This window comes from Nocardia sp. NPDC059195 (genome assembly GCF_042754695.1).
In the GTDB taxonomy this organism is placed as follows: domain Bacteria; phylum Actinomycetota; class Actinomycetes; order Mycobacteriales; family Mycobacteriaceae; genus Nocardia.
Window position 1 is genome coordinate 132,235 of sequence record NZ_JBHZBG010000002.1, and the last position, 25,112, is coordinate 157,346.

Below are 25,112 nucleotides of genomic sequence, written 5' to 3' on the forward strand. Positions count from 1 at the left end.
GGCTTCGCGGCGACGCCTGCGGTCCGAGGCGCTCATGCCCGCACCCCGCTGCCGCTCGGCTCCGGCATGACCGCCATGGCAGCGGTATTCAGCTGCCACTCGCTACGCTCGCTCATCCGATCACCGTGCCGGGGGTGAGGCGGGCGCCGCGGGCCCAGTCGAGGGCGTTCATCATCTTCTTGCCGGGCGGTTGGACCTGCCCCAGACGGACCGCTGTGGTCGATGTTCCGACGAAGACGCCGGATTTGCGCACCTCGATCTCGCGTTCGGGCAAGGTTTCCTCCACCATTTCCACCGGGCCGAGTTTGAGGCGCAGCCCGTTCACCTCGGTCCACGCGCCGGGCGCCGGAGTGACGGCGCGGATGTGGCGATGGATGGCAAGTGCGGGTCCGTCGAAACCGATCCGCCCCGCCTCCACGGTCACCTTCGGCGCGTAGGACACACCGTCGTGGGGTTGCGCAATAGCTTGCAGCGACCCGTCTTCCACCCCGTCCAGGGTCTTCTCGAGCAACACCGCGCCCGCCTCGGCCAGCCGGGCAAGCAGCTCACCCGCGGTGTCGGTGAGCCCGATCTTCTCGGTCATCACCCCGTACACCGGGCCGGTGTCCAGACCCGCTTCGATCAGGAAGGTCGACGCGCCGGTCATGTCATCGCCCGCGTCGATGGCCGCCTGCACGGGAGCCGCCCCACGCCAGGCGGGCAGCAGCGAGAAGTGCAGATTGATCCAGCCGTGCGCGGGGATGTCGAGCACCTGCTGCGGCAGCAGCGCGCCGTAGGCGACGACCGGGCAACAGTCCGGCGCGAGCTCGGTGAGCGCGGCGACGAATTCAGGCTCCGACGGCTTGCGCGGTGTGTACACCGGAATGCCGTGTGCATCGGCGAGCTGTCCCACGGGCGAGCGCATGATCTTGCGGCCACGGCCGGCGACCGCGTCGGGCCGGGTGACCACCGCGACGACCTCGTGGCCCTCGCTCTCGATCAACCGGCGCAGCGACGGCACCGCGGGTTCGGGCGTGCCCGCGAAAACGAGGCGCATCAGCGACCACCGCCGACACCACTGGATTCGCGCACGGTGACCCCGCCGCGGAACCAGTCGGATGCGCGGATGGTGCGCATCGCGTCTTTGCGGTCGGCCGGTTCGAGCCGGTTGATGAAAAGCACGCCGTCGAGGTGATCGTGTTCGTGCTGTACGCAGCGCGCGAGCAGCCCGTCGGCCTCGAAGTCCACCGGCGCACCGGTGATGTCGACCCCGGTGACCCGAACGCGCGATGCCCGGCGCACGTCGTAACGCACGCCGGGAATCGACAGGCACCCCTCGGGACCGACCTGTTCGTCGGCCCCGATGGCCGACCATTCCGGATTCACCACATGACCCGCGGCGTCGCCGGTGTCGTAGACGAACACCCGCAGCCCGACCCCGATCTGCGGCGCGGCCATCCCGACCCCACCGTCGTCGTGCATGGTCTCGGTGAGGTCGGCGACCAACGTGGCGAGGTCGGGACCGAACTCGGTGACCGCGTCGGCACGCGAACGCAGGATCGGGTCGCCGAACAGGCGAACGGGCTGAATGGTCACGGCGGCTCCCGGGGAGGACGAATTGCGGTTGTCCCAGTCTAGTGACCCCCAGAGGTGCTTCCGTCCAGCCCGGCCGTCAGGAGTTGCCCGCGATGATCACCTCGGGGATGCCGGTCCCGAGCGGGACCGGTGTGCAGACCGGGGCGGGTGCCCGGACGGGGTCGAGGATGCGCTGGAGCAACTGCTGCACGAAGGGGTCGTAGACCAGGTGGAAGTGGCCGGTCAGGTCGTCGGCGCACAGGTCCTGCAGGACGAGGTTCTCCGCGCCCGCACCGTGCAGCGCGATGTTGGAGAACGGCTGGATCATCTCGTCGACCCGGCTGCCGACGGTGACGTAACGGACACCGGGCACGGTGTCGCCCCCCGCGTTGAGCTCGACCATGAGTGGTTCGCCCTGAGCCTGCTGGACCGCAGCCGTCGAGGTGACCTTCGCGAAGACATCCATCATTCCGGGAATGGCCTGCCCAACCGGAACCAGTCCGTACATGACCCCGCCGTAACTGGGCGAGGCCAGGCCGACCCAGGTCCCGACCTTCGGCGCGCCCCCGAGTTTGTTGACGTAGAACCGGCTGACGTTCGCCCCCTGTGAGAACCCGACCAGATCGACCTTGGTCGCCTTGGTCGCGACGAGGACATCGTCGACGAACTGGGCGAGCTGGGCGAAACTGATCCGCATGTCCTCGGTGCCGTAGGTGTCGGCGCCCGGCGCCCCGCCGTAGTTCAGCGCGAAGACGCAGTAGCCGGCCGACACCAACTGCGGTCCGATGCCCGCCCAGTCGGAGTACGCGCTCGAGTCGGTGCCGTGCACCAACACGATCGGGCGCGGATGCTCGGCGCTCGGGGTACACCCGAAGTTGTTGAGGCCCACCGGAACCGAGTTCGGATGGGCATTGATGTAATGGGCGGCATCCAGATGATCGGATTGCGCCGGACCCGCCTCCATCGGAATGACCGCGGGCCGATAGCCCGTCGGTTCAGCGGCGGTGATCGGCGCGAAAGACACACCGATCACCGCCGCGCAGGCGAGTGCCGTGACCGACACCGCGCCGCGAAATCGTGATGTTCCCCAACCCCACAACGTTCCCGGTTGTTCCATATCCCAAACATTTACTCCATCGGTCCGACAACCGCACGCCGGGCAGGGGGTTCACGGCGCCCTCACTTCTCGGGGGTTGCGTCACCCTCGACGGTGCCATCGTCCTCGGGGAGGGTGACATCGTCCTCGGCGAGGATTCGATACAGCGCCCGACGGGTCTCGGCGAGCACCTCGGCCGCCTTCGCCGCCTGCTGCGCCGTGCCGACCTGGGCTACCTGACCGACCGCGCCCATCACCTGTCCGACCAGGCCGCGCAGGTCGAGCGCCTGGGCGCCGACATCCTGCTTGACCTCGGCCCACGGGTCACCGAGATCCTCGCGATGTGTCTCGACATAGGCCTTGCCCTCATCGGTGAGCTGCGCGGTCTTGCGACCGGCCACCTTCTCGATGAGCACCAGGCCCTCGTCCTCGAGCTGGGCCAACGCCGGGTAGATGGACCCCGGGCTGGGGCGCCAGACATCGTCGCTGCGCTCGCGGATCTGCTGGATCAGTTCGTAGCCGTGCATGGGGCGCTCGACGAGCAGCAGCAGCACGGCGGCCCGCACGTCACCGCGCCTGCCACGGCCGCCGCGGCCGCGTCCCCGGCCGAAGCCGGGACCGAAGCCCGGTCCGAAACCTGGGCCGAAGCCGGGTCCGAACTCGGGGCCGTGGCCATGACGTCCGCCGTGGCGGAACTGCTGGCGGTCGGGACCGAATTCCCGGGGGCCCGGTCCGCGACCGCGCCGGAAGTGTCCGAATTCTCGTTGTTCTTGGTTCTGCATGACAGCCTCCTCAGGCTCTCTCGTTGTTCTTGACAATATCGACGATATATCGGCAATGCATCGAATGCAAGGAGTGATCTGAATTCGCGTCGGACCCAGCCCTGCCCTTCGGCCCGCACCGCGGCAGATATCGCCGAACGCCCCGAGGCGACACGACGCCCGACGCGCCGACTCCTTTCGCATTTCACCCCGGCGAAACAGCCCGCGGCCTAGGCTTGAACTGGACAAGCGTTCAGTCGAAGTTCACCGGAGGGTCGACGTGACGGGTACCGATGTTTATGACGTTGTCGTGGTGGGGGCCGGACTCGCCGGGCTGGTCGCCGCGCGAGAGCTCACCGCCAAGGGCCATCGCGTCCTGGTGCTCGAGGCCCGCGACCGGGTCGGTGGGCGCACGCTCAACGAATCCATCGGTGACGGCAATGTCGTGGAGGTCGGCGGCCAGTGGGTCGGCCCGACGCAGGATCGCGTGCTCGCCCTGATCGATGAACTCGGACTGAGCAGGCACGCCACCTACAACGAGGGCCTGGCCCAGGTCGAATTCGGCGGCCGCACCAAGCGCTATCGCGGCACGATCCCACCCCTGCGCCCGGTGGTGCTGGCCGATGTCGCCCAAGCCCAGGTGCGCCTGGACCGAATGGCCAGGACGGTGCCGCTCGACGCGCCCTGGACCGCCCGGCGCGCATCCGTATGGGACGCACAGACTTTCGACAGCTGGTTGCGCCGCAATGTCCGCACGAAGGGCGCGCGCGAGGTGTGCGCGCTGGTCTGCCAGGCGGTATTCGCGGCCGAACCGGCCGACATCTCGCTGCTGCACTTCCTGTTCTACCTGCACTCCGGCGGCGGCATCGACCGGCTGATCTCCACCGTCGACGGGGCCCAGCAGTGGCGCATCGTCGGCGGCTCGCAGCGCATCGCGCAGCGGATGGCCGAGGATCTCGGCGACGTGGTCGAACTCTCCGCGCCGGTGCGGCGCATCGAGACCACCGACTACGACGTCACCGTGGTCGCCGACCGTCGCACGGTCCGCGCGAGCGCGGTGATCGTGGCCATCCCACCGACCCTGACCAACCGGATCAGCTACGACCCGCCACTGCCGGGGCACCGAGACCAGTTGACGCAGCGCTACATTCAGGGCTCGGTCGTGAAATGCATGGCCGTGTACGCCGAGCCGTTCTGGCGCCGCGACGGGCTCAACGGCCAGGCGACCAGCGACGTCGGCCCGGTGAAACTCTGTTATGACAACTCACCGCCCGACGGCAGCAAGGGCGTACTGCTCGGCTTCCTCGAGGCGGGCCATGCCCGGCGGCTCGGGCAACTCCCCGCCGCCGAACGCAAGGCCGAGGTGCTCGCGTGTTTCGCCCGCCACTTCGGGCCCGCGGCCGCCGAACCCGAACAGTTCGTGGAGAAGGACTGGAGCCAGGAGGAGTGGTCGAGGGGCTGCTACGGCGGCTATCTGCCACCCGGCGCCTGGACCGCCTACCACGACACCGTGCGCGTCCCGATCGGCCGAATCCATTGGGCAGGAGCGGAATCCGCGACAGTATGGAACGGCTACATGGACGGCGCGCTCACCTCGGGCGAACGCGCCGCCACCGAAGTCCACACCCTGCTCGACACCGGAGCACACCTCATTCCCGGGTGAGAATCTCCCAGATCCATTCCGCGACAACCGGCGGCGGCGTCTCGGGCAAATTCTCGAGCCAGTGGGTGAGCACCGCGAGCATCGCGCCCGCCAGCGCCGCCGCGTCGACCTCGATCGGCACGCCCGAGACCACCGGCGCGTGCTCGCCGAGCAGTCGGATGCCGTCGGCCAGGATGGTCGCGATCCGCCGGGTCAGTCGCGCGTGTACTGCGGCTGACCCGTGCGCGCCCAGCACATTCCGGTAGAGCTGGGCGTGGTCGGCGATATGCTGGACGTAGCCGACCAGGAATTGCGGCGGCTGGTCGGGTAGACCGTCGTCGAACCCGCCCTCGCGCAGCGAAATACCCGCGTCGAGCGCGTGCCGTTCGATCGCGTCGGCGAGCAACGTCTCCTTGTCGGTGTAGTGGTCGTAGAACGTGCTGCGACTCACGCCCGCCCGGCCGGTGATGTCGGAGATGGCGATGCCGTCGACCGGGCCTTCGAGCCCGAGCCCGAGGATCGCGTCCTGGAGCAGACTCCGGCTGCGCAGGACCCGCGGATCGTCGGAGGTCGGCTTGCGCCCGGCCGGCTGCGTTCGAATCACATCTCCACCTTCACATCCATGGGTCCCTGTGTCGCGCGACACGTTGACGTCCGCCGGGCGACCGGGCTTATCCTACACGTGTAGGTAATCAGCCAGTTGTAGGTTAAATACCCTGGAGGGGTAACCATGGCGCGGGCTCTCTATCGCCTCGGCGATCTCTGTTTTCGCAATCCGTGGTGGGTGGTCGCCGTGTGGTCACTCATCGCCACTGCCGTCGCACTCGTCGGAATCACCTTGGGCGCCAGGGTTTCCGATCGGTTCGACATTCCCGGCACCGAATCCGACCGCGCCCAGATCGTGCTGAAGGACAGCTTCGGCAAGGGCGCACCGACCACGCAGGGCGAAGCGCCCGCCCGGCTCGTCGTGCGGGCTCCCGACGGCAAACCGCTGCCGCTGACCCAGATCGATGCCGAACTCGCGACACTGAGCGGCACACCTGGCATCGACGGCGTCACCCCGGCCGTGTTCGCGGTGTCCGAGAAGGGCGACGTCACCTTCGTCGACATCTCCTTCGCCACCCCGGTGAACCCGACCGCGAAGCAGTCCGTGGAGACGGTCCGCAACCGGTTGAGCGCGCAGGGGCTGCGGCCGATGCTCACCGGCGGGCCGTTCTACACCGAGGCCTCGTTCGTCGGACCGTCCGAGGCGGTCGGTGTGGCGATCGCGATGGCCGTGCTGGTCATCACCTTCGGTTCACTCCTCGCCGCGGGGTTGCCGTTGCTACTCGCGCTGGTCGGAGTGGGCATCGGCACCGGTGGCGTGGTCGCGGCCTCCACGCTGTTCGACGCGTCGTCGGCCACGTTGGCGCTGTCGCTGATGCTCGGTTTGGCGGTCGGTATCGACTACACGCTGTTCATCGTGTCGCGGCATCGTCAGCAACTGGCCGAGGCGATGCCGGTGCGCGAATCGGCGGCGCGGTCCATCGGAACGGCAGGCAGCGCGGTCGTTTTCGCCGGTGCCACCGTGCTGATCGCCCTGTGTGGCTTGGCGATCGCCCGAATACCGTTCCTCACCGGCATGGGCCTGGCAGCGGCAGCCAGCGTCGGAGTCGTTGTGCTGCTGGCGATTACGCTGCTGCCCGCGCTTCTCGGCTTCGCCGGCGAGCGATTGACTCCGCGCGGGCGAGGCTTGGCCTCGATCGAGGCGTCACAGCGGCCCAACCGCTGGGGCGACACCGTGACCAAGCGACCGATCCTCACCCTGTTGGCGGGAATCGGCGTGCTCGCGGTCGTCGCACTGCCTGCCCTCGGCCTGCGCCTCGGCCTGCCCAACGCGGGCCAGGAACCGACCGATACCGTCGCGCGGCAGTCCTACGATCTGCTCGCCGAGGCCTACACACCAGGACTGAACGGGCCACTCGTGGCGGTGGTGCAGGGTGAACCGAGCCGCATCCAAGCACAGACCCAGGCCGCGATCGAGCAGATCACCGCGCTGCCCGGCGTCGCGATGACGTTGCCACCCGAGGTCAACGCGGGCGCGGACACCGCTCAGTTCGTGGTCGTCCCGACCACCGAGCCCAGCTCGGAAGACACTGCCACCCTGGTGAAGTCGATCCGGCGCGGCGGGGCCGACCTGCGGGCCGAACACGGTGCGACCCTCCATCTGACCGGCGAGACGGTGATCGCGATCGACGTGGCGCGCAAGCTCTCCGCCGCGTTGGCACCGTTCTTGATCGTCGTCGTCGGCCTGGCCCTGACGCTGCTGATGCTGGCGTTCCGTTCACTGCTGGTTCCGCTCACCGCGGCGCTGGGCTTCCTGCTCTCCCTGGCCGCGGCGCTCGGCGCGACCACGGCGGTCTATCAGTGGGGGTGGCTGGGCTCGGTCCTCAATGTGCACCACCCGGCACCGATCCTGGCGTTCCTGCCGATTCTGCTGATCGGCGTGCTGTTCGGGCTGGCGATGGACTACCAGGTGTTCCTGGTGTCGCGGATGCGCGAGGCCTACGTCACCGGGGACGGTTCAGCGCTCACCGCGGTACGCACCGGTTACGCCCACAGTGTGCGCGTGGTCGCGGCGGCGGCGGTGATCATGATCGCGGTCTTCGCCGGATTCCTGTTCAGCCACAACATCATGATCGGTCCGATCGGCTTCGCCATGGGCGTTGGCGTGTTGTTCGACGCACTGGTCGTGCGGATGACCCTGATCCCCGCGGTGATGGCACTGCTCGGCCGCTGGGCGTGGTGGTTGCCGGGGCCGCTGGAGCGGTTGCTGCCCCATGTCGACATCGAGGGAGAGTCGCTGCCGAAGGTGACCGAAATCCGACCGGAGCGTGAAATCGTCACGGCCTGACCGGATTTCACCCGCGTCGACGACGCCCGGCGAGTTTCGTGCCGGGCGCCGTTGACGTGGGCTTTTACAGCTTCCGACGGCGCTGATCACATGTTTCGCGATCGCACCGGGAAATGGCCCGATCGCCTCTCCGAGTTCACCTGGACGTCACCGGAAATCGAAATTCATTGGGCTACTTTGGATTTCGCGGAGGTCACAACGGCGTAACACATCCGCTTCTCGGGTCCACCGAACTACTACCGGGTGCGCGACGAATTCGTTCGATCCCCGCCCCCGGAGTGGAGGGAACATGAGCATCAACCGTGAGTCCACTTTCCTGATCACCGGCGCGTCCGGCGTTATCGGCGGCGCACTGGTCGAACTACTGCCCGGCCATCGCATCTACGCTGTCGGCCACAGCAAGACCGGGGCCGCGCGTCCCGGTGTCACCTGGCTCAGCGGCGATATCCGTCAGCCCGATCTCGGTCTCGGCGACGACTACCAGCGCATCGCCGACGAGGTCGACCGGGTGATCCACGTGGCGGCCATGGTCGACTTCAACCGCGACGAAGAGACCATCCGCTCGATCAACGTGAACGGCACGCGCAATGTGTTGCGGTTCTGCGAGGTCGCCGGCGCCGATCTGGTGCACACCAGTTCGTCGTTCGTCGCCCGCGCCGAGTCGGCGCTGGTCGTCACGGGCACCGGATGTGCCGACGGTCGCGACATGTACCTGCGGTCCAAGATCGACGGCGAAGCGGCGGTGCGCGGGTCGGGCGTGCCCTATGTGATCGCCCGTCCGTCGCTGCTCATGGGCGATTCGGCGACCGGGCAGATCATTCGCCACCAGGGCCTGCACACCTTCCTCGGCGCCTATGTGAAGGGCGCGCTGCCGTTCGTGCCGTTCAGCGACACCGCCCAGGTCGACTTCCTCGCCCAGGATGTCGTCGCGTCGGCACTGGCCCGCCTCGCCACCGCCGATACCGACGGCTCGGAGTACTGGCTCACCGCCGGTGAGCACGCCATCGAGACCGGCGCGATCGTCGAGCTGTGCCGTGAGCTCTACCGCGCCGAGGGCACCGAGCTCGACAGCCCGCGCTACTTCCAGATCGAGGCGGTGCAGCGGTTGATCCTGCCGATGCTCGGCGATGTGCTCGATGCCAAGGCACGCAAGAAGTTCGACAATCTGCTCGCCATGGCATCGCTGTTCACCGACGCGCCGTTCGAATCCAGCCTCGGCACCGGCCCGTTCGTCGGCATCCAGCCGAGCCTGGACACCGCGCGCGATCTGCTGACCCGCACCGTGCGCGCGTACTGGCTACCCGAGACGGTAGCGGCATGAGCGGTCAGCGCCCGAAGGCGGCAGCCTGCGTAACCACGGAGGGAGCCCGAGCATGCCGAATGGAGACAGCATGACCATCGAACGCGCCGAGATCGTCGAACTGTATCGGGCGCATCTGGGTCGTGGGCGCGCGGCCCTGGCCGAATTCGTCAGCGCACCAGTCGAAGTGGCCTCGCACGGCGCGATCGTCGAGACCGCCGACGGCCGTTCCTTCATCGATTGTGGCGGGTACGCGGTGTTCCTGCTCGGGCACTGCCCCGAACCGGTGGTGGCCGCGGTGGTCGAGCAGGTGCGCACGCATCCTCTCGCGACCCGGCTGTTGCTGGAGCCCAAGGTCGCCGAGGCCGCACGGGCGCTGGTCTCGATCGCGCCGGAGGCGCTCGAGTCCGTCGCGTTCCTCAATTCCGGCGCCGAGGCCACCGAGCTCGGGCTCAAGATCGCCCGGGCACACGGCAAGGACCGGCTGATCACCATGCTCGGTGGGTACCACGGCAAGACCACCGGCGCGCTGGCGGTGACGCCGAAGCCGGAGTACCAGCAGCGTTTTCAGCCGTTGCTGTCCGCCACCGCGATTCCCTACGGCGACATCTCGGCACTCGAGGCCGAGCTCGTCGCGGCCGAGGGGCGCGGTGCGGTCATTCTGGAGCCGATCCAGGGTGAGGGTGGCGTCGTGATCCCGCCGCCGGGTTATCTCGCCGCCGTGCAGCGGTTGTGCCGGGCCAACGACGCGTTCCTGATCGTGGACGAGATCCAGACCGGCCTCGGCCGCACCGGCACGATGTGGGCACATCAGCCTGAGATCGATTGCCCCGATGTGCTGTTGGTGGGCAAGGCACTGTCCGGCGGAGTGGTTCCGGTGTCGGCGGTGCTCGCCACCGCGACCGCGTTTCGGCCCTTCGCCGATGACCCGACCCTGCACTCGTCGACCTTCGGCGGGTCACCGCTGGCCTCGGCGGCGGTGATCGCCACGGTCGGTGCGCTCGTCGCCGGTGACACCGCCGCACGCGCGGCGGAACTGGGTGAGCGGATGCTCGCCACGGTCGGTGACCTGTGCGCGCAGTATGTGGGCCGCACCGTCCGCGAGGTACGCGGTCGCGGTCTGCTCATCGGCATCGAGTTCACCCGACCCGATCTGGCCGCCGAGCTGGTCACCGACCTGCTCGCGCACGGGGTGATCGTCAATCACTCACTCGGCGCGAGCGCGGTCGTGCGGCTCACCCCGCCCGCCGTGCTCACCGACGACCAGGAGCGCACCGTCCTGGTCGCACTCGACAACGCACTCACCGCACTACTCGCTCACGTCTGATCACAGGAGTTCTGCCATGCCTACTGTTTCGCTCAGCCGACGCATCGAGAACATCGACGCCGACACGGTTTTCGCTCAGCTCAAGGATCTCGACAGCTACCCCCACATCGCCGACGGTGTGCAGCAGGTCGAGGTGACCTGGGATGCCGACGGTGGCGCCGCCACCAGCGACTGGGAGGTCCGTTTCCGTGACGGCTCGCTGCGCTGGACCGAACGCGACCTGTTCGACACCGCGGCCCGCACCTACTCGTTCGTCCAGGTCGCCGGCGATCTGGTCGCCTTCGAGGGCCGCTGGGAGGTGGCCGCCGACGGCGCCGACGCCGTGGTGAGCTTCGACGCCGATTTCGATCTCGGCATGCCGAGTCTGGCGGCCATGCTCGACCCGATCGCCACCCGCGCCCTGCACGACAACATCGACGAGCTGATGACCGCCATCAGCGCGTCGGTAGCCGTCGCATCCTGATCCAAGCCACCTGACCAGGCGTTCTGCCGAGCCCATCGAAGTGCTCGGCAGAACGCGCCCCTACTTCCGGGCCAGCTCGTCGATCCATCGCTGCAGGCGCGCCCCCTCGGTGACCATCAGGTCCGGGTCGCGGAAGGTGTTGGTGAGCAACGAGATTCCCTGGTACGCGGCGACGAACGCGATCGCGAGTTCGTCGGCATCGGCGCGGCCCAGCTCGGCGAACTGCTCGCGTGCCCACTCCACGAGTAGCCCGATCACCCGTGCCGGTTCCCCACCGAAGGCATCCTCGCGCTTGTCCAGTTCGGCGGCGAGTGAACCGGTCGGGCAACCGAACCTCGCCGCCATCTCCCGCTGGTCGACCCAGCTGCGCACCATCGCCTTCAGTTTCTCGGCAGGGCCCGGCAGCTCCGCGAGCTCGGTGACCGCGCCCGCCAGCACCTGCGCGTGCAGCTCGATGACCGCGGCGATGAACTGATCCTTGGTCTTGAAGTAGTAGTAGACATTGCCGACCGGCACGTCGGCCTCGCGTGCGATATCCGCGATCGTCGTCTTCTCGATGCCCTGCTGGTAGAAAACGCGCATCGCCGCCTGAACCAGGCGTTCCCGCTTCCCGATCTGTGGGCTGACCTGCGCGTCCGATTTAGTCATACAACTAACTATAGACAGTGGGCTGCCGATGGGATACGTTCTGTCCAGCAAGTCAGTCAGCCAACTAACTAAGGATTCGCATGATTGTCGTCACCGGAGCAACCGGCAATATCGGCAGCACCCTGGTCGGTCTCCTCGCCGACGCGGGCGAGCGGGTCAGGGCCGTCTCCCGAGGCACTCGCCCCGTCTCCCTGCCCGCGGGTGTCGAGCACGCGGTCGCCGACCTGGGCGATCTCGACAGCCTCTCCCCCGCGCTCGAGGGTGCCGAGGCACTGTTCCTGCTCGTCACCGGCGAGCAACTGATGACCGGCCCCGAACCGGCCCTTGTGCTGAAAACCGCCGCCGACGCGGGCGTGCGCCGGGTCGTCTTCGTATCGTCACAGGGTGCGGTGACCCGCCAGCACTCCGACGGCTACGCCAGAACCATCGCGTTCGAACAGGCGTTGGCCGAATCCGGCCTCGAGTGGACCGCGCTGCGTCCGGGTGCGTTCTTCTCCAACACCTTCGCCTGGATCGAACCGATTCGCACCCAACGCATCGTCCCCGCGCCCTTCGGCGACGTCGGCCTGCCCGCCGTCGACCCCGCCGACATCGCCGCCGTGGCTGCCGCGACGCTGCTCGAAGCGGGCCACCACGCCCACGCCTACACCCTGACCGGCCCAGCCGTCATCACCCCGCGTGACCAGGCCGCGGCACTGGCCGCAGCGGTCGGTACCCCGATCGCCTTCGTAGAACTCACCCCGGAACAGGCCAAACAGAACATGCTCCGCTTCATGCCCGAACCGGTTGCCGACCACACCCTGACCATCCTCGGCACCCCGACCCCCGAAGAACAGCAGGTCAGCCACGACATCGACCGTGTTCTCGGCCGCCCAGCCACCTCGTACACCCAGTGGGCACAACGCCATCGGGAGATGTACGCCTGACGCGCACGGAGACGGAGAGCCTCCCTCAGCCGCGCGCATACCTGACCGGATCGGCCACCGCCGAGCAGGCCGATCACCCGATATCGACCGGGTCTATCTGCACCCGCAGCGGCGCATCGGACCGATGCGTGCTCCGCACCGCCTGCGCGGCGGTCAACGCGCGGGCGAGCGGAGCACCGTCGGACCGGGCGACACGCAACAACATCCGCTCGACTTCGGCCGGAGAGTCAGTGCCCGAGAACGGTTTACGCGCAGTGGGTGGCAACGGGACGGGGCCGAGGATCTCGGTGCCGTCAGGAAGAGCGGCGGCTTCGAGTAGTTCGGCGATCGAATCGGTCGTCCCGTCGACGGCCGCCAGCCGGATCGCGGGCGGAAACCCGACTTCGGCCCTGGCGTCGAGTTCGGCCGCGGCGTGGTTGACCGGGTCCCAGCGGACCAGCGCCTGCACGGTCGGCAGGGAGGGCTCGGCCATCACGATCACCTGGCCGCGCGGGCGGACCAGGGCGGCGGCACCCATCCAGCGGCGCAGGGTGTCCTCGCCCGCGCGCAGGTCCGCGCGGCCGAGCAGGGCCCATCCGTCCAGCAACAGCGCCACCCCGTAGCCGCCGGGAACGAGAGGCTCGGCGCCCACCGTCGCGACGACCACCTGGGCGCCGGGTTCGACAGTGTCGAGTACCTCCCCGCCTCCCGAGGTCCGAATCGGCACCCCCGAGAACGCACGCCCGAGTTCCTCGGCGGTCCGAGCCGCCCCGATCACCGTCGCGCGCAGCGCTCGCGCACCACACGCCTGACAGCGAAACGCGGCCTCGGTGATCCCACACCACTTGCACTGCGGACTGGCCGCTTCACCATGGGTGGCGTGCGGCAACGCCAACGGACCGTTGCAGTGCCGGCACCGTGCGGGCGTCCGGCACTTCGCGCAGGCCAGCGACGGGACATACCCGCGCCGCGGCACCTGAACCAGCACCGCCACGTTCTCCTTGATCGCGGACCGCGCCGCGGCGAACGCCACACCGGGCATCCGCACCGACCGCGCCAGCGCATCCCGCTCCAGCGCGAAATCACTGTCGCCCGGCGCGCTGATCCTGGGCGTCACCTCTCGCAACACGTGACGTTCCGCGAGAAGGTCACGTGCCCAACCGGATTCGACGACCGCCTGGATCTCGGCCGTCCGCGCGAACCCGGCGGCGACGAACGCGGCCCCCGTCTCGTGCGCCCGCAACATCGCCACCTCACGAGCATGCGGATACGGCGACCGCGGCTCGGCGTAGGTGTCGTCGCCGTCGTCCCACATCGCGATCAACCCGAGATCCCGTGCGGGCGCGAACACCGCCGCCCGAGTTCCCACCACGATCCGAGCCTGCCCCCGCAATACCGCCAACCACCGCCGATACCGCGCCGCAGGCCCCAACCCGGCAGACAACCCGACAGCCTGATCCCCCACCAGCGCAACACATTCGGCGAGCAATCGATCGAGGTCCCGCTGATCCGGCACCATCAACACCGCGCTGCGCCCGGCCGCCACCACGGTCGCCGCCAGCTCCGCCAGCCGCGCCGCCCAGTCCTCCCCCGGCAAGGCCTGCCACGCCGCCCGCACCCCCCTACCCTGCGCCAGTGCGCCGACGAAGCCCATGCCGTGCGCGTACCGACCCCACGCTGACGCGTCGACCTCGACACTGGGCATGCGATCGACCTCGACCCCCGGGGACGGCGAATCCGACCCGCCCGCTGCTGCCCCGCCGACCTCCGTGGTCGAATCGCCGACGTCGCCAGAACCCGCCGAGGCCGAGCCGTCCGCGCCGGTGGAGCTGTTCACACCAGTCGAGGCACCCTCACCAGTCGAGTCGGCCACCGCAGTCGAGCGCGAAACATGCTCACCCTCAACCCCTTCCGGCGCCGAGTCGCCCGTGCCTTGCTCATCGACGGCGGGTGACCCTGCCGGCTCGAACGTCGAATCATCGGTAGTATCGACAATCTGCGTCGCCGAACCCGCCGGCTTCTTCACGACATCGGCCTTCTTCGCACCGCCGGTTTCGGTGCGGGCATGACGCGGGGGTATCGCCAGGCGAAGGACATCCGCGCGAGTCCCGGCGTAACGGGCGGCGACAGCAGTGGCCAGTCGCAGAATTTCCGGGGTGAGGACACGTTCCGCGGAGACGACTCGTTCCAGCGGCAGCATCTTGCCGTTGTGGTCGCTGCGCGGGAGACGCTCCAGGAGGTAACCGTCGACGAGGCGACCGGCGAACCGAACGCGCACGCGCACGCCCGGCTGCGCGATCTCGTCCAGTTCAGCGGGGACGAGGTAATCGAAGTCCCGGTCCAGGTGGGCAGGCGACAACAGCGGGAGCACCCTCGCGATGGGGTGTCCCGCTGCTGTCGATGAATCGTCCGCTGTCACGCGGTCCGTGACTACTACAGGCCGACGGCCGCGCGCAGCTTGTCGGCGCGGTCCGTGTGCTCCCAGGGCAGGTCGACATCGGTGCGGCCGAAGTGTCCGTAGGCCGCGGTCGGCGCGTAGATCGGGCGCAGCAGGTCCAGGTCGCGGATGATCGCGCCCGGACGCAGGTCGAAGACCTCGGAGATGGCGACGGAGATCTTGGTCGGGTCGATCTTCTCGGTGCCGAAGGTCTCGACGAACAGACCGACGGGGGCCGACTTGCCGATCGCGTACGCGACCTGCACCTCGACGCGATCCGCCAGACCCGCGGCCACCACGTTCTTGGCGACCCAGCGCATCGCGTAGGCGGCCGAGCGGTCGACCTTCGACGGATCCTTGCCGGAGAACGCGCCGCCACCGTGGCGGGCCATGCCGCCGTAGGTGTCGACGATGATCTTGCGGCCGGTCAGGCCGGCGTCGCCCATCGGCCCACCGAGGACGAACTTGCCGGTGGGGTTGACCAGCAGACGGATATCGGAGGTGTCGAGGCTGGGCAGGTTCAGATCGCCGATGACAGCGTCGACGACCTTTTCGCGGATATCGGGGGCAAGCAGGTTGTCCAGGTCGATATCGGCGGCGTGCTGGGTCGAGATGACGACCGTGTCCAGGCGGACCGGCCGGTCACCGTCGTATTCGATGGTGACCTGGGTCTTGCCGTCGGGACGCAGGTAGGGCAGCACGCCCGACTTGCGGACCTCGGTGAGCTTGCGCGAGAGCCGGTGCGCGAGCGCGATCGGCAGCGGCATCAGCTCGGGCGTGTCGATGGTGGCGTAGCCGAACATCAGGCCCTGGTCGCCGGCGCCCTGGCGCTCGATCGCATCGTCGGAGCCGCCGACGCGCGCCTCGTGCGAGGTGTCGACACCCTGGGCGATATCGGGCGACTGGGCACCGATCGCGATGTTGACACCGCAGGAGTTGCCGTCGAATCCCTTTGCGGAGGAGTCGTATCCGATCTCGAGGACCTTCTCGCGCACGATCCGCGGGATGTCGGCGTAGGCAGAGGTGGTGACCTCGCCCGCGACATGGACCTGCCCGGTGGTGACCATGGTTTCCACCGCGACCCGGCTGCTCGGGTCCTCCGCGAGCAATGCGTCGAGGATGGAATCGCTGATCGCGTCACAGATCTTGTCCGGATGACCTTCGGTCACGGACTCACTGGTGAATAGCCGACTACCTGTCGTACGCACAGTTATTCCCTCTCCCTCAACGGGTAACTCGTTCGGCTTGTGACGGTAACTTCTCGGTGCTACCGCGCAACCCTTCTCATCAAGACTATTCCAAACCACCGACATGGTGGCGGGTAAGTATCAAGCCACACCGCGAACACCCGCGCGGACGGTAGACTGCGCGACCCACGTTGCCGCGCAACTCTTTTGGCGCGAAATCGACGCGAACTCCCCGGTCAGGGCAGCAACGGGATCAGCGCGTCGAGCACCCGGCTGGCCAGCAGCGCCTTCGACCCGTGATCGAGGGCCTGTTCGGTGCCGTCGGCGCCGAGCAACCAGCCGTCGTTGGTGTCGACCTCGAACGCCTTGCCCTCGCCGACCGCGTTGACCACGAGCAGATCGCAGCCCTTGCGCGCCAGTTTCGCGCGCGCGTGGGTGAGCACGTCGCCGTTGTCGTCACCGGTCTCGGCGGCGAAACCGACGATCGCGGTACCGGCGAGCCGTCCCTCGGTGCGGGCGTCGACCAAGCCGGCGAGGATGTCCTCGTTCTTGGTCAGCGGGATCACGTCGGGTTCGTCGGCGCCCTTCTTGATCTTCGCGGCCGCCACGTGTGTCGGACGGAAATCGGCGACCGCGGCCGCCATGATCACCGCATCGGCGCCGAGCGCGTGCTTGTCGACCGCGGTCTTGAGCTGGTCGGCGGTGGTGATGTGGACCAGTTCGACCGCGGCGGGCGGTGCGAGCTCGATCGTGTTGCCCGCGATCAGTGTCACCTGGGCGCCACGCTGGGCGGCGACCCTGGCCAGGGCGTAGCCCTGCTTGCCGGAGCTGCGGTTGCCGAGGAAGCGCACCGGGTCGAGGGGTTCCCTCGTACCACCGGCGGTGATCACCACGCGGCGACCGGTCAGGTCGCGAGGCAGCGCGTCGGCACGTTCGAGCAGCAGCGAGGCCAGACCGAAGATCTCCTCCGGTTCGGGCAGCCGTCCCGGACCCGTATCGGTGCCGGTGAGCCGACCCGAGGCGGGTGACATCACGTTGGCGCCGTGCGCGCGCAAGGTCGCGACATTGGCCACCGTCGCCGGATGCTCCCACATCTCGGTGTGCATCGCGGGCGCGAACAGCACCGGACATCGGGCCGTCAGCAAGGTGGCGGTGAGCAGATCGTCGGCGCGCCCCTGTGCGGCGCGCGCCATCAGATCCGCGGTGGCGGGGGCGATGACCACGAGATCGGCCTCCTGGCCGATCCGGACATGCGGCACCTCGGGCACGTCGGCGAACACCGTGGTGTGCACCGGCTGACCGGACAGCGCCTCGAAAGTCGCCTTACCGACGAACTGCAGAGCCGACTCGGTGGGAATAACCCGCACCTGGTGTCCGGTCTCGGTGAAACGGCGAACGAGGGCACACGCCTTGTAGGCGGCGATGCCCCCGCCGACCCCGACGACGATCCGCATGGTCTTCTACGCCTCCGGACTAGAGATTGTCACTCGCCCTCGGTGTGTTCGAGCAGGTCGGAGTGGATTTCGCGCATGGCGACCGACAGCGGCTTCTCCTGCAGACCCGGCTCGACGAGCGGGCCGACGTACTCGAGGATGCCGTCACCGAGCTGGTTGTAGTAATCGTTGATCTGACGGGCGCGCTTGGCCGCGTAGATCACCAGGGCGTACTTGGAGGACGTGCGGTCGAGCAGCTCGTCGATCGGGGGGTTGGTGAGGCCGATCGGAGTGTCGTACGCGGGTACTGCGGTGATGTCCGTGCTCACTAGGGGTGACTCCTGCGGGTTAGTGGGTCAAGAACTCGAATTTGTGCTAACGAACAACGATACCAACTGCTCACAAGCGGTCGTTACCTCGCTGTTCACGATGACCGTGTCGAACTCGTCACAGGCCGCCAATTCGACCCGGGCCGTCTCGAGCCTGCGCTCGATCACCTCGGGCGTCTCGGTGCCGCGCGAACGCAGCCGCGAGACCAGTTCTTCCCAGCTCGGCGGCGCGAGAAACACCAGCAGCGCTTCCGGCATCGCCTGCCGGACCGACCGTGCACCGGCCAGGTCGACTTCGATCAGTACTGAAAGTCCGCTCGCCAGCGCTTCGCGCACCGGGGCGGCGGGGGTGCCCGATCGCTGCAACCCCCCATGGATGTCTGCCCATTCGAGCAATTCGTCCGCCGCGATCATGGCGTCGAACTCGACTCGGGAAACGAAGCGGTAATCGAGACCGTCGACCTCGCCGGGACGTGGGTCCCGCGTCGTGGCCGACACACTGAAGACCAATTCGGGCAGGCGTTCCCGCACGCACCGCACGACCGTGGATTTACCCACAGCCGAGGGGCCGACCAGTACTACCAGCCGGCCCTTCCGCGTGTTTTTGTCCACCAGACTTTAGGCGTCGAAGTCGAAGCGGGTGAGCAGCGCGGCGCGCTGCCGGGCACCGAGACCACGGAGACGACGCGTAGGCGCGATCTCCAGCTCGGTCATGATCTCCGCCGCCTTGACCTTGCCCACCTTCGGCAGAGCCTCGAGCAGCGCAGAAACCTTCATCTTGCCGAGAATCTCATCGGACTCGGCATCGGTGAGGACCTGCTTCAGGTTCGTTCCACCGCGCTTCAGGCGCTCCTTGAGCTCTGCCCGAGCGCGGCGAGCGGCAGCCGCCTTCTCCAGAGCAGCGGCGCGCTGCTCATCAGTCAGCTGGGGAAGGGCCACGGGTTCCTCCGTCTCATCGTTCATTGCCAGATCTACCGCCGGTTACCCGGACGGTCTGTGCGACCGTACCCACGGTGCGCGCCGATTGCGAACCCGACCCCCAGGTCAGGGCAGGATTACGAATGCCGTATGGCGCGCGCGGACCCGATGCGGTGACGGCTGATTCCACCGTCTCGATCGTACAGCCGAATCACTGAAATGCATCCCCACCTGCGGTTATCCCGATATGGGCGATGATAGCCACCAGGTAGCGTGAGGGCCTGGTGCCGCCCTGGCAAACCCGGTGGCGCGCGACCAGCGGGTTTCCTGAAAAAGCCCGCGTGTCGCACGATTTCGCACAGCGTGTCGTCAAGATCGGGCGCGAAACTCGTCGAGAACCGCACCCGACGCGGTCGCCACGACCTCGTCGATCCAGTCCGGAATCGGGGTGGCGCGGGCGACGTAATCGCGGACAAGTCCGTACGGAATCGCCTTCACGGCGGCGCCCGCGATGGCCAGCGATCGGTCGTCGGCGATCCCGAATTCGGTCACAACGGCAGTCCGCAGGGCGGCGTTCATCCCGTCGTTGACGCCGGCGATCGCGGACCGCAGATCCTCGGCGCCCACCTCGAGGAGTTCGTCGCGATGGAACATCTTCATCGCCCGCGCCTCGGTGGGGTGCGCGCGGCAATAGCGCGGCAGGAACGTGGCGGCGGACAGCAGCGGCGCGGGGCCGGTCAGTGCCGTGATGAAGCCCTCGTGGAACCGGCGGATCGACCGCAACCACAGGCGGGCGAGCAGTTCGTCACGTGAGGCGAAACGCACATAGATCGACCCCGAGTGCACGCCTGCCGCAGTGCCGATCGCCGTGATGGCGGGGCGGGTGATCGCCGGGTCGGCGAGCAGGTCGCGAGCCGCGTCGAGCACCTGATCGTCGGTGAAAAGGCGGGGTCTTGCCACCGGATCAGCCTAGTGGCACAGTTTATGAATATGAATTCAAGAACTAGATTCCCGCTTGCCGGTGCGCTGCTCACCTTCATCGGCACCGCCCATACCGGCCTCGGCATCGCGTTGTTCTTCGCCGCCGATCACGATGTCGAGCTCACCTTCTGGTTCACCGAGTTCGGCGTGGTCAGCATCGGTTTCGGCATCGCGATGATCGCGCTGGAGCGCGCGTTGGGGTACGTGCCGGGCGCGGTGCTGCTCGCGCTCGGCGCGGTCACGGTGTCCGGCCTGGCGTTCATGCCGCTGTCGGGGTTCCTGACGGTGCTGGCACCGCTCGGCATCGGTGCGTACGGCTGGTGGCGAGCCAGGAACGAGCGGGTCGTGGCCTGAGCCCTCACCCCTGCGCCGCGCCCGCCCGCAGGTGCTGCAGGATGGCGAGAACCCGCCGGTTGTGTGCCTCGCCGACCGGGAGGTCCAGCTTGGTGAAGATCGCGTTGATGTGTTTTTCGACGGCGCTGCGGGTGACGTGGAGCTGCCCGCAGATCGCCGCGTTGCTCAGACCTTGCGCCATGAGTTCGAGCACCTCGCGTTCGCGCTCGGTGAGTCGGTGCAGTGGCGAGTCGGCGCGATTGTGCAGAAGGAGCTGGCGGACCACTTCCGGGTCGAAGGCGGTACCACCCGCGCCCACCCGGTCGACGGCATCGAGGAACGCCCCGATCGCGGCGACCCGGTCCTTGAGCAGGTAGCCGATGCCGCCGGTGCCGGTGAGGAACTCCGCCGCGTGTCTGCGCTCGACGTACTGCGACAGCACCAGGATGGCGATGCCCGGCTGATCGTGGCGGATTTCCAGGGCCGCTCTGATCCCCTCGTCGACGTGGTCGGGTGGCATCCGGACGTCAGCGATGACCAAGTCCGGTGGACGAATCCGCACGGCGGCCAGCAGTTCGACGGCGGTACCGACGGAGTCGACGATCTCGTGGCCCTCGGCGGTGAGGAGCTGAGCCAGGCTCTCGCGCAGTAGCGCTGAATCCTCGGCCAGGGTTATGCGCACGGAACCTCCACAGTGATGATCGTCGGGCCACCAGACGGGCTGTCCACCGTCATGGTGCCGTCCGATGCGGTGACGCGGGTGGCGATGCCGGTCAGGCCGTGACCGGAAGGGTCGGCGCCGCCTTTTCCGTCGTCGCGCACACGCAGGCGCAGTATCCGGCCGTCGCGCTCGACATCGACCTCGATGGTGGTGGCCCCGGAGTGCTTGATGGCGTTGGTGATCGCCTCGCTGGCGGTGAAATAGCAGGCCGATTCGGCGGGGCGCGGTGGGCGTTCGTCGAGATCGACGGTCAGCCGAGTCGGAATCGGTGTGCGGTCGGCGAGGGCCTCGAGGGCCGCGCGCAGACCGTCGCGGGCGAGCATGGCCGGGTAGATCCGCCAGGAGACTTCGCGCAGTTCGTCGAGGATGTGCCCGGTCTCGGAGATCGCACGCTGCTGTAATTCGCCGCGGGCGCTCTCATCGATCGTCCGGTCCATCCGGCCGAGCAGAATCGACAGGGCGACCACCCGCTGCTGGACACCGTCGTGCAGGTCGCGTTCGATGCGGCGGCGTTCGTCATCGATCACTTCGACCACCTCGGCGCGGGTGGTGGTGAGCTGGGCGACCCGCTGGGCCAGCTCGTCCTGCCCTGGGCGCGTACTCCGGCGCAGGCACCAGGCTTCGGCGCGCACCACCCCGAGCAACCCCTGCACGGCGAGGAAACAGAGCACCGCTCCGGGAAGTGCCAGCACGGCGACTGTCGTCCAGGTGACCTGACCGGGTTCGGTCGCGTCGATGATCGGCACCGCGGCTCCGGTGGACGCGCCGTAGACCACGGCCACCGCGACGACGACCCCCAACCCCGACAGGGCCAGCACCAGCGCACCGAGCACCCCGACGAGCGCGCGGACCGCCAGATACCCCGCAGCCCGCGGCCCGCGGGGCACACCGCTCGACCGCACACCGAGCAACCGGATGAGGCGCTGCTGTTCGACGCGGGCGATCCGGTCGGTGAAGCCCGCCGAAATCGGCGCGGCGAGCACACCGAGCAGGTCGAGCGGCACGGTGACCACGCCGAGCAGATAGCCGACGATCGCGGCGGCCGAGCGTGACGATCGCACCGAGGCCGGGCTCACCACCCGATTCTTCCGTGCCACAGCCACATCGCCCGCGAAGCCCTTCATCGATCGGCCGCAGATATCGCAGGTGCGGCTGTCCATCGTGTTCGCCGAGGGCGTGCGGCACGCACAGCGGCGGCGCCCGCCCGCGGCGAGAGATTCTGCGTGACCAGCACGCGATGGCACGCGTGCACCGGCGGCAGTCGCGTGTGCGTAGTTCTCATCGTCCGACATTCTCCCGTGTCAGCCGCTGACGCAGGCGGCGGGCGAGGAATACCGTCGCTGCCACGAGAACAGCGGCGATCACCAGCTTCTGCAGCACACCGGCATAGGTCTCGACGACGTGCCAGTTCTCACCGAGGAAGTAGCCCGCGAGGACGAAGACCGCGTTCCACAGCAGACTGCCCGCCGTGGTCAGGACCGTGAAGCGGGTGAGTGGCATGCGTTCGACGCCGGCGGGGATGGAGATCAGGCTGCGGAAGATCGGGATCATCCGGCCGAAGAAGACCGCCTTGTCGCCGTGGCGAGCGAACCAGTCCTCGGTGCGGTCCAGGTCGGACAGTCTCACCAGGGGTAGCCGGTCGACGATGCGGCGCAGGCGGTCGCGGCCGAGGGCGGCGCCGAGGGCGTAGAGGGCGAGCGCGCCGACCACCGAGCCCAGGGTGGTCCACAGCAGGACCTCGGCCAGGCCGAACCGGCCGCGACTGGCGGTGAAGCCGGCCAGGGGCAGGATCACCTCGCTGGGCAGTGGGGGGAAGAGGTTCTCGAGTGCGATCGCGAGGCCGGCGCCGAAGCCACCGAGCTGTTCCATCAGCTGTACCGCCCACCCCGCGATGCCGGTCAGTTCGGTCGAATTCCCTGTCGTATCCATGCTTTCGACGCTAGGTAGCCGGGACCCCGCGATCAGTAGCGTCAACCACCCGGTCTACAAGGTGCGACCTCAGCTCGGGGGTGGGGTTTTCCGCACCCCTCTCGCGGGGCGTACACCATCGCTGCGGGCCGGACGCGTCCCTAGCGTCGAAAGGTATGCGACAGAAACTGTTTCGGGCCTCTGCGGTCGTTGTGGGCACCGTGCTGGTGGCCACGCTGATGGCCGCTCTGGTCCTCGTGACGGCACGGTGGCGGGTTGTCGGGGATACGGTCGAGGCCGCCGCGCGCTGGAACGACACCGATGTGGTGTTACGAGTCTCCGACGGCGAGCGGCAGCGCGAATGGCAGTACGAAGGCAGCGCGGCGGGGCAGGCGAGCACGCCGGGACCGCACAGCAGGTTCCGGATCGGCAGCATCACCAAGACCTTCGTCGCCACCGTCGTGCTGCAACTCGTCGATGAGGGCAGGGTCACGCTGGACGGTTCGATCGCCACGCAGCTGCCAGAGCCGATTCCCGGCGGAGAGCGGATCACGGTGCGGCAGTTGATGAATCACACCAGCGGGCTCTACGACTACATGAAAGAGCCGGGCATGTCGACGAACCGCTGGCGCGGCGATGACCGGTTCCGTGCTCACGCACCGCGTGATCTGCTCGCCACCGCGGTGCGCCACGACCCTTATTTCGCACCGGGCGCCCGCTTCCGGTACTCGAACACCAACTACATCGCCCTCGGCCTGCTGATCGAGCACGTGACCGGGCACCGCTATGGCGACGAGATCCGCGACCGTGTTCTCACACCATTGAGGTTGACCGCCACCACCGTGCCCGGCGACGACCGCCGCGTCCCCGCGCCCGCCCTCACCGCACACCGTGACATCGACGGTGCCGGCCGGGTGGACGTGACCGAGATGAACCCCTCACTGGACTGGGCCGCAGGCGAAATGATCTCCACCACAGCCGATCTCGACGCCTTCTTCGCGGCACTGCTCGGTGGGCGTCTGATGAGCCCCGACTCGCTGGACCGGATGCGTGAGACGGTACCGATGGGCATGGGTTTCCACTACGGGCTCGGCCTGCAGCGTTTCGAACCACCGTGTGGTGGCGACCTGTGGGGACACGGCGGCGAACTGCTCGGCTACGTCACCTACGCGTTCCGGTCGGCCGACGGCCGGTCGCTGACGATGGTGGTCGGCTCCGCGGCCTCGTCGGACGCGCTGTCGATGTTCGCCACGGTCACGGCGACCTACTGCCTCGCTTGAACGCCGTCCGCCACGGACAGGTTCAACAATGTCGGTGCGCGACAAACGACTCGCCCGCCCCGAATTCCACCCACGATGCCCACGGCACGTACTGTCTCTCCCGACACCGGGGGTGACCGAACGACGAGGCCGGGGCAGCGCGTAGCTGCCCCGGCCCCTCTCGTCACGTCAGCCCTGCAGGAAGGCGAACTCCTCTTGCAGCTGAGCCGTCTTGTCACACAGCGCCGTCACCGACGGGCCCGCGTTGAGAACCTCGCGGGACACGTTGGGCACGACAGCAGCCAGGTTCGCCTCCGAGACCAGGGCGCGGATGGAGTCCGCTCCCCCGCCTTGCGCGCCCACACCGGGCATCAGAATCGGGCCGTTGAGGGCCGACAGGTCGGGTGCCTCGGTAAGCGTCGCACCGACAACCACACCGACGGAGCCGAAACCGAAACCGGACCCGGCGTTGCGGGCCGCGGCCTCGTCGACCATCGTCTGCGCGATCGTGCGACCGTCCGCGGCGGTGATCCGTTGCAGTTGCGCCCCTTCGGGATTCGAGGTCGCCGCGAGCACGAACACGCCACGGTGATTGGCCTGCGCCAGGCTCAGCGCCGGGTCGAGGGACCCGAAACCGAGATACGGCGACACCGTCACCGCGTCCGAACCCAGGGGTCCGTCGCCGAGCCAGGCGTTCGCATAAGCGTCCATCGTGGAGCCGATGTCGCCACGCTTGGCATCGGCCAGCACCAGGGTGCCCGAGGCCCGCAGCACCGAGATGGTGCGCTCGAGCACCGCGATGCCACCGGAACCGTAGGTCTCGAAGAACGCGACCTGCGGCTTCACCAGCGCGACCCGACCGTCGAAGGCCTCGACACAGATCTCGGCGAAAGCCTCGAGCCCGTCGACGTCTTCGGTGAGCCCCCACGCCCGCAGCAAGGCGGGGTGGGGGTCGATGCCGACGCACACGGGTCCGAACTGCCGCATGGCCTGCTGCAACCGGTGACCGAATGTCAT

General features: G+C 68.2%; 25 protein-coding genes. 8 read left to right on the forward strand and 17 right to left on the reverse strand.

Going from position 1 to position 25,112, the window contains the following annotated elements; translation table 11 throughout:
• Positions 1-112 precede the first annotated feature (112 nt).
• The 4 genes from fmt to ACFXKN_RS03335 form a co-directional block, all read right to left on the reverse strand.
• Complete coding sequence (fmt, locus tag ACFXKN_RS03320; RefSeq protein WP_378945658.1) at positions 113-1,036, reverse strand: methionyl-tRNA formyltransferase; 924 nt, start codon at positions 1,034-1,036, stop codon at positions 113-115.
• Positions 1,036-1,575 (reverse strand): peptide deformylase, encoded by a 540-nt coding sequence (gene def, locus ACFXKN_RS03325; RefSeq protein ID WP_378945655.1) that lies wholly within the window; start codon positions 1,573-1,575, stop codon positions 1,036-1,038. The genes fmt and def overlap by 1 nt, the downstream gene beginning before the upstream one ends.
• A 76-nt stretch (positions 1,576-1,651) precedes the next feature.
• Entirely contained in the window at positions 1,652-2,671 is a 1,020-nt protein-coding gene (locus tag ACFXKN_RS03330; RefSeq protein ID WP_378945652.1) for an esterase/lipase family protein, read from the reverse strand.
• A 62-nt stretch (positions 2,672-2,733) separates the two neighbouring features.
• Entirely contained in the window at positions 2,734-3,432 is a 699-nt protein-coding gene (locus ACFXKN_RS03335; protein ID WP_378945649.1) for a PadR family transcriptional regulator, read from the reverse strand.
• A gap of 259 nt (positions 3,433-3,691) precedes the next feature.
• On the opposite strand from ACFXKN_RS03335, the gene ACFXKN_RS03340 reads away from it, so the two are divergent.
• On the forward strand, positions 3,692-5,074 hold the full coding sequence (locus tag ACFXKN_RS03340; RefSeq protein WP_378945644.1) for a flavin monoamine oxidase family protein: 1,383 nt from the start codon (positions 3,692-3,694) through the stop codon (positions 5,072-5,074).
• Here the strand turns inward: ACFXKN_RS03340 and ACFXKN_RS03345 are convergent.
• A complete protein-coding gene (locus ACFXKN_RS03345; protein ID WP_378945641.1) occupies positions 5,061-5,657 on the reverse strand; it encodes a TetR/AcrR family transcriptional regulator in 597 nt (198 codons plus the stop codon). The two genes, ACFXKN_RS03340 and ACFXKN_RS03345, sit on opposite strands and share 14 nt — an antisense overlap.
• Before the next feature lie 126 nt (positions 5,658-5,783).
• Between ACFXKN_RS03345 and ACFXKN_RS03350 the strand changes: the two genes are divergently transcribed.
• The 4 genes from ACFXKN_RS03350 to ACFXKN_RS03365 all read left to right on the forward strand — a co-directional run bounded on the left by ACFXKN_RS03350 (position 5,784) and on the right by ACFXKN_RS03365 (position 11,036).
• Complete coding sequence (locus tag ACFXKN_RS03350) at positions 5,784-7,946, forward strand: MMPL family transporter (protein WP_378945638.1); 2,163 nt, start codon at positions 5,784-5,786, stop codon at positions 7,944-7,946.
• A 289-nt stretch (positions 7,947-8,235) separates the two neighbouring features.
• Positions 8,236-9,267: an SDR family oxidoreductase gene (locus ACFXKN_RS03355; RefSeq protein ID WP_378945635.1), complete on the forward strand. Its 1,032-nt coding sequence runs from the start codon at positions 8,236-8,238 to the stop codon at positions 9,265-9,267.
• 70 nt (positions 9,268-9,337) lie between these two features.
• Positions 9,338-10,573, forward strand: coding sequence for an aspartate aminotransferase family protein (locus ACFXKN_RS03360; RefSeq protein WP_378945632.1), 1,236 nt, complete (start codon positions 9,338-9,340; stop codon positions 10,571-10,573).
• A 16-nt stretch (positions 10,574-10,589) separates the two neighbouring features.
• Positions 10,590-11,036 carry a type II toxin-antitoxin system RatA family toxin gene (locus ACFXKN_RS03365; RefSeq protein WP_378945629.1) on the forward strand — a complete coding sequence of 149 codons (447 nt, stop codon included), beginning with the start codon at positions 10,590-10,592 and terminating at the stop codon, positions 11,034-11,036.
• Between the two features lie 60 nt (positions 11,037-11,096).
• Here ACFXKN_RS03365 and ACFXKN_RS03370 read toward each other — a convergent pair whose 3' ends face one another.
• Positions 11,097-11,684, reverse strand: a complete 588-nt coding sequence (locus ACFXKN_RS03370) for a TetR/AcrR family transcriptional regulator (protein ID WP_378945626.1) — start codon at positions 11,682-11,684, stop codon at positions 11,097-11,099.
• 80 nt (positions 11,685-11,764) lie between these two features.
• Between ACFXKN_RS03370 and ACFXKN_RS03375 the strand changes: the two genes are divergently transcribed.
• On the forward strand, positions 11,765-12,610 hold the full coding sequence (locus tag ACFXKN_RS03375; RefSeq protein ID WP_378945623.1) for an SDR family oxidoreductase: 846 nt from the start codon (positions 11,765-11,767) through the stop codon (positions 12,608-12,610).
• 73 nt (positions 12,611-12,683) lie between these two features.
• On the opposite strand, the gene ACFXKN_RS03380 is transcribed toward ACFXKN_RS03375, so the two are convergent.
• From ACFXKN_RS03380 to ACFXKN_RS03410, 7 genes are all read right to left on the reverse strand, one after another.
• The gene (locus ACFXKN_RS03380) at positions 12,684-15,008 is read right to left on the reverse strand and encodes a primosomal protein N' (protein WP_378945618.1); all 2,325 of its coding nucleotides are present in this window, start codon (positions 15,006-15,008) and stop codon (positions 12,684-12,686) included.
• A 14-nt stretch (positions 15,009-15,022) separates the two neighbouring features.
• Positions 15,023-16,234 (reverse strand): methionine adenosyltransferase, encoded by a 1,212-nt coding sequence (gene metK, locus ACFXKN_RS03385; protein WP_378945615.1) that lies wholly within the window; start codon positions 16,232-16,234, stop codon positions 15,023-15,025.
• A 215-nt stretch (positions 16,235-16,449) separates the two neighbouring features.
• Complete coding sequence (coaBC, locus tag ACFXKN_RS03390; RefSeq protein WP_378945610.1) at positions 16,450-17,667, reverse strand: bifunctional phosphopantothenoylcysteine decarboxylase/phosphopantothenate--cysteine ligase CoaBC; 1,218 nt, start codon at positions 17,665-17,667, stop codon at positions 16,450-16,452.
• 29 nt (positions 17,668-17,696) lie between these two features.
• Positions 17,697-17,975 (reverse strand): DNA-directed RNA polymerase subunit omega, encoded by a 279-nt coding sequence (gene rpoZ, locus ACFXKN_RS03395; protein WP_378945604.1) that lies wholly within the window; start codon positions 17,973-17,975, stop codon positions 17,697-17,699.
• A gap of 27 nt (positions 17,976-18,002) precedes the next feature.
• Complete coding sequence (gene gmk, locus ACFXKN_RS03400; protein ID WP_056810544.1) at positions 18,003-18,587, reverse strand: guanylate kinase; 585 nt, start codon at positions 18,585-18,587, stop codon at positions 18,003-18,005.
• Positions 18,588-18,593: 6 nt separating this feature from the next.
• Entirely contained in the window at positions 18,594-18,914 is a 321-nt protein-coding gene (mihF, locus tag ACFXKN_RS03405) for an integration host factor, actinobacterial type (protein ID WP_056815410.1), read from the reverse strand.
• Between the two features lie 348 nt (positions 18,915-19,262).
• Positions 19,263-19,853, reverse strand: coding sequence for a TetR/AcrR family transcriptional regulator (locus tag ACFXKN_RS03410; RefSeq protein WP_378945600.1), 591 nt, complete (start codon positions 19,851-19,853; stop codon positions 19,263-19,265).
• A 30-nt stretch (positions 19,854-19,883) separates the two neighbouring features.
• On the opposite strand from ACFXKN_RS03410, the gene ACFXKN_RS03415 reads away from it, so the two are divergent.
• Entirely contained in the window at positions 19,884-20,228 is a 345-nt protein-coding gene (locus tag ACFXKN_RS03415; RefSeq protein WP_378945597.1) for a DUF6463 family protein, read from the forward strand.
• A gap of 4 nt (positions 20,229-20,232) precedes the next feature.
• Here ACFXKN_RS03415 and ACFXKN_RS03420 read toward each other — a convergent pair whose 3' ends face one another.
• The 3 genes from ACFXKN_RS03420 to ACFXKN_RS03430 form a co-directional block, all read right to left on the reverse strand.
• A complete protein-coding gene (locus ACFXKN_RS03420) occupies positions 20,233-20,889 on the reverse strand; it encodes a response regulator (protein ID WP_378945594.1) in 657 nt (218 codons plus the stop codon).
• Entirely contained in the window at positions 20,880-22,088 is a 1,209-nt protein-coding gene (locus tag ACFXKN_RS03425) for a histidine kinase (RefSeq protein ID WP_378945589.1), read from the reverse strand. The genes ACFXKN_RS03420 and ACFXKN_RS03425 overlap by 10 nt, the downstream gene beginning before the upstream one ends.
• A gap of 118 nt (positions 22,089-22,206) precedes the next feature.
• The gene (locus tag ACFXKN_RS03430) at positions 22,207-22,857 is read right to left on the reverse strand and encodes a DedA family protein (RefSeq protein WP_378945583.1); all 651 of its coding nucleotides are present in this window, start codon (positions 22,855-22,857) and stop codon (positions 22,207-22,209) included.
• A gap of 155 nt (positions 22,858-23,012) precedes the next feature.
• Here ACFXKN_RS03430 and ACFXKN_RS03435 point away from each other — a divergent pair, with 155 nt between their 5' ends.
• Positions 23,013-24,116, forward strand: coding sequence for a serine hydrolase domain-containing protein (locus ACFXKN_RS03435; RefSeq protein ID WP_378945580.1), 1,104 nt, complete (start codon positions 23,013-23,015; stop codon positions 24,114-24,116).
• A 168-nt stretch (positions 24,117-24,284) separates the two neighbouring features.
• Here the strand turns inward: ACFXKN_RS03435 and pyrF are convergent, their stop codons facing one another.
• A complete protein-coding gene (gene pyrF, locus ACFXKN_RS03440) occupies positions 24,285-25,112 on the reverse strand; it encodes an orotidine-5'-phosphate decarboxylase (RefSeq protein ID WP_378946244.1) in 828 nt (275 codons plus the stop codon).

What these genes read in the sequence shown, in the direction of transcription:
- ACFXKN_RS03330 (WP_378945652.1), bottom strand. Translation starts at nt 2,671, where the DNA reads ATGGAACAACCGGGAACGTTGTGGGGTTGGGGAACATCACGATTTCGC.
- pyrF (WP_378946244.1), bottom strand. Translation starts at nt 25,112, where the DNA reads ATGACATTCGGTCACCGGTTGCAGCAGGCCATGCGGCAGTTCGGACCC.
- ACFXKN_RS03355 (WP_378945635.1), top strand. Translation starts at nt 8,236, where the DNA reads ATGAGCATCAACCGTGAGTCCACTTTCCTGATCACCGGCGCGTCCGGC.
- ACFXKN_RS03430 (WP_378945583.1), bottom strand. Translation starts at nt 22,857, where the DNA reads ATGGATACGACAGGGAATTCGACCGAACTGACCGGCATCGCGGGGTGG.
- fmt (WP_378945658.1), bottom strand. Translation starts at nt 1,036, where the DNA reads ATGCGCCTCGTTTTCGCGGGCACGCCCGAACCCGCGGTGCCGTCGCTG.
- ACFXKN_RS03365 (WP_378945629.1), top strand. Translation starts at nt 10,590, where the DNA reads ATGCCTACTGTTTCGCTCAGCCGACGCATCGAGAACATCGACGCCGAC.
- ACFXKN_RS03435 (WP_378945580.1), top strand. Translation starts at nt 23,013, where the DNA reads ATGCGACAGAAACTGTTTCGGGCCTCTGCGGTCGTTGTGGGCACCGTG.
- coaBC (WP_378945610.1), bottom strand. Translation starts at nt 17,667, where the DNA reads ATGCGGATCGTCGTCGGGGTCGGCGGGGGCATCGCCGCCTACAAGGCG.
- ACFXKN_RS03350 (WP_378945638.1), top strand. Translation starts at nt 5,784, where the DNA reads ATGGCGCGGGCTCTCTATCGCCTCGGCGATCTCTGTTTTCGCAATCCG.
- ACFXKN_RS03415 (WP_378945597.1), top strand. Translation starts at nt 19,884, where the DNA reads ATGAATTCAAGAACTAGATTCCCGCTTGCCGGTGCGCTGCTCACCTTC.
- ACFXKN_RS03370 (WP_378945626.1), bottom strand. Translation starts at nt 11,684, where the DNA reads ATGACTAAATCGGACGCGCAGGTCAGCCCACAGATCGGGAAGCGGGAA.
- ACFXKN_RS03375 (WP_378945623.1), top strand. Translation starts at nt 11,765, where the DNA reads ATGATTGTCGTCACCGGAGCAACCGGCAATATCGGCAGCACCCTGGTC.
- ACFXKN_RS03335 (WP_378945649.1), bottom strand. Translation starts at nt 3,432, where the DNA reads ATGCAGAACCAAGAACAACGAGAATTCGGACACTTCCGGCGCGGTCGC.
- ACFXKN_RS03360 (WP_378945632.1), top strand. Translation starts at nt 9,338, where the DNA reads ATGACCATCGAACGCGCCGAGATCGTCGAACTGTATCGGGCGCATCTG.
- ACFXKN_RS03425 (WP_378945589.1), bottom strand. Translation starts at nt 22,088, where the DNA reads ATGGACAGCCGCACCTGCGATATCTGCGGCCGATCGATGAAGGGCTTC.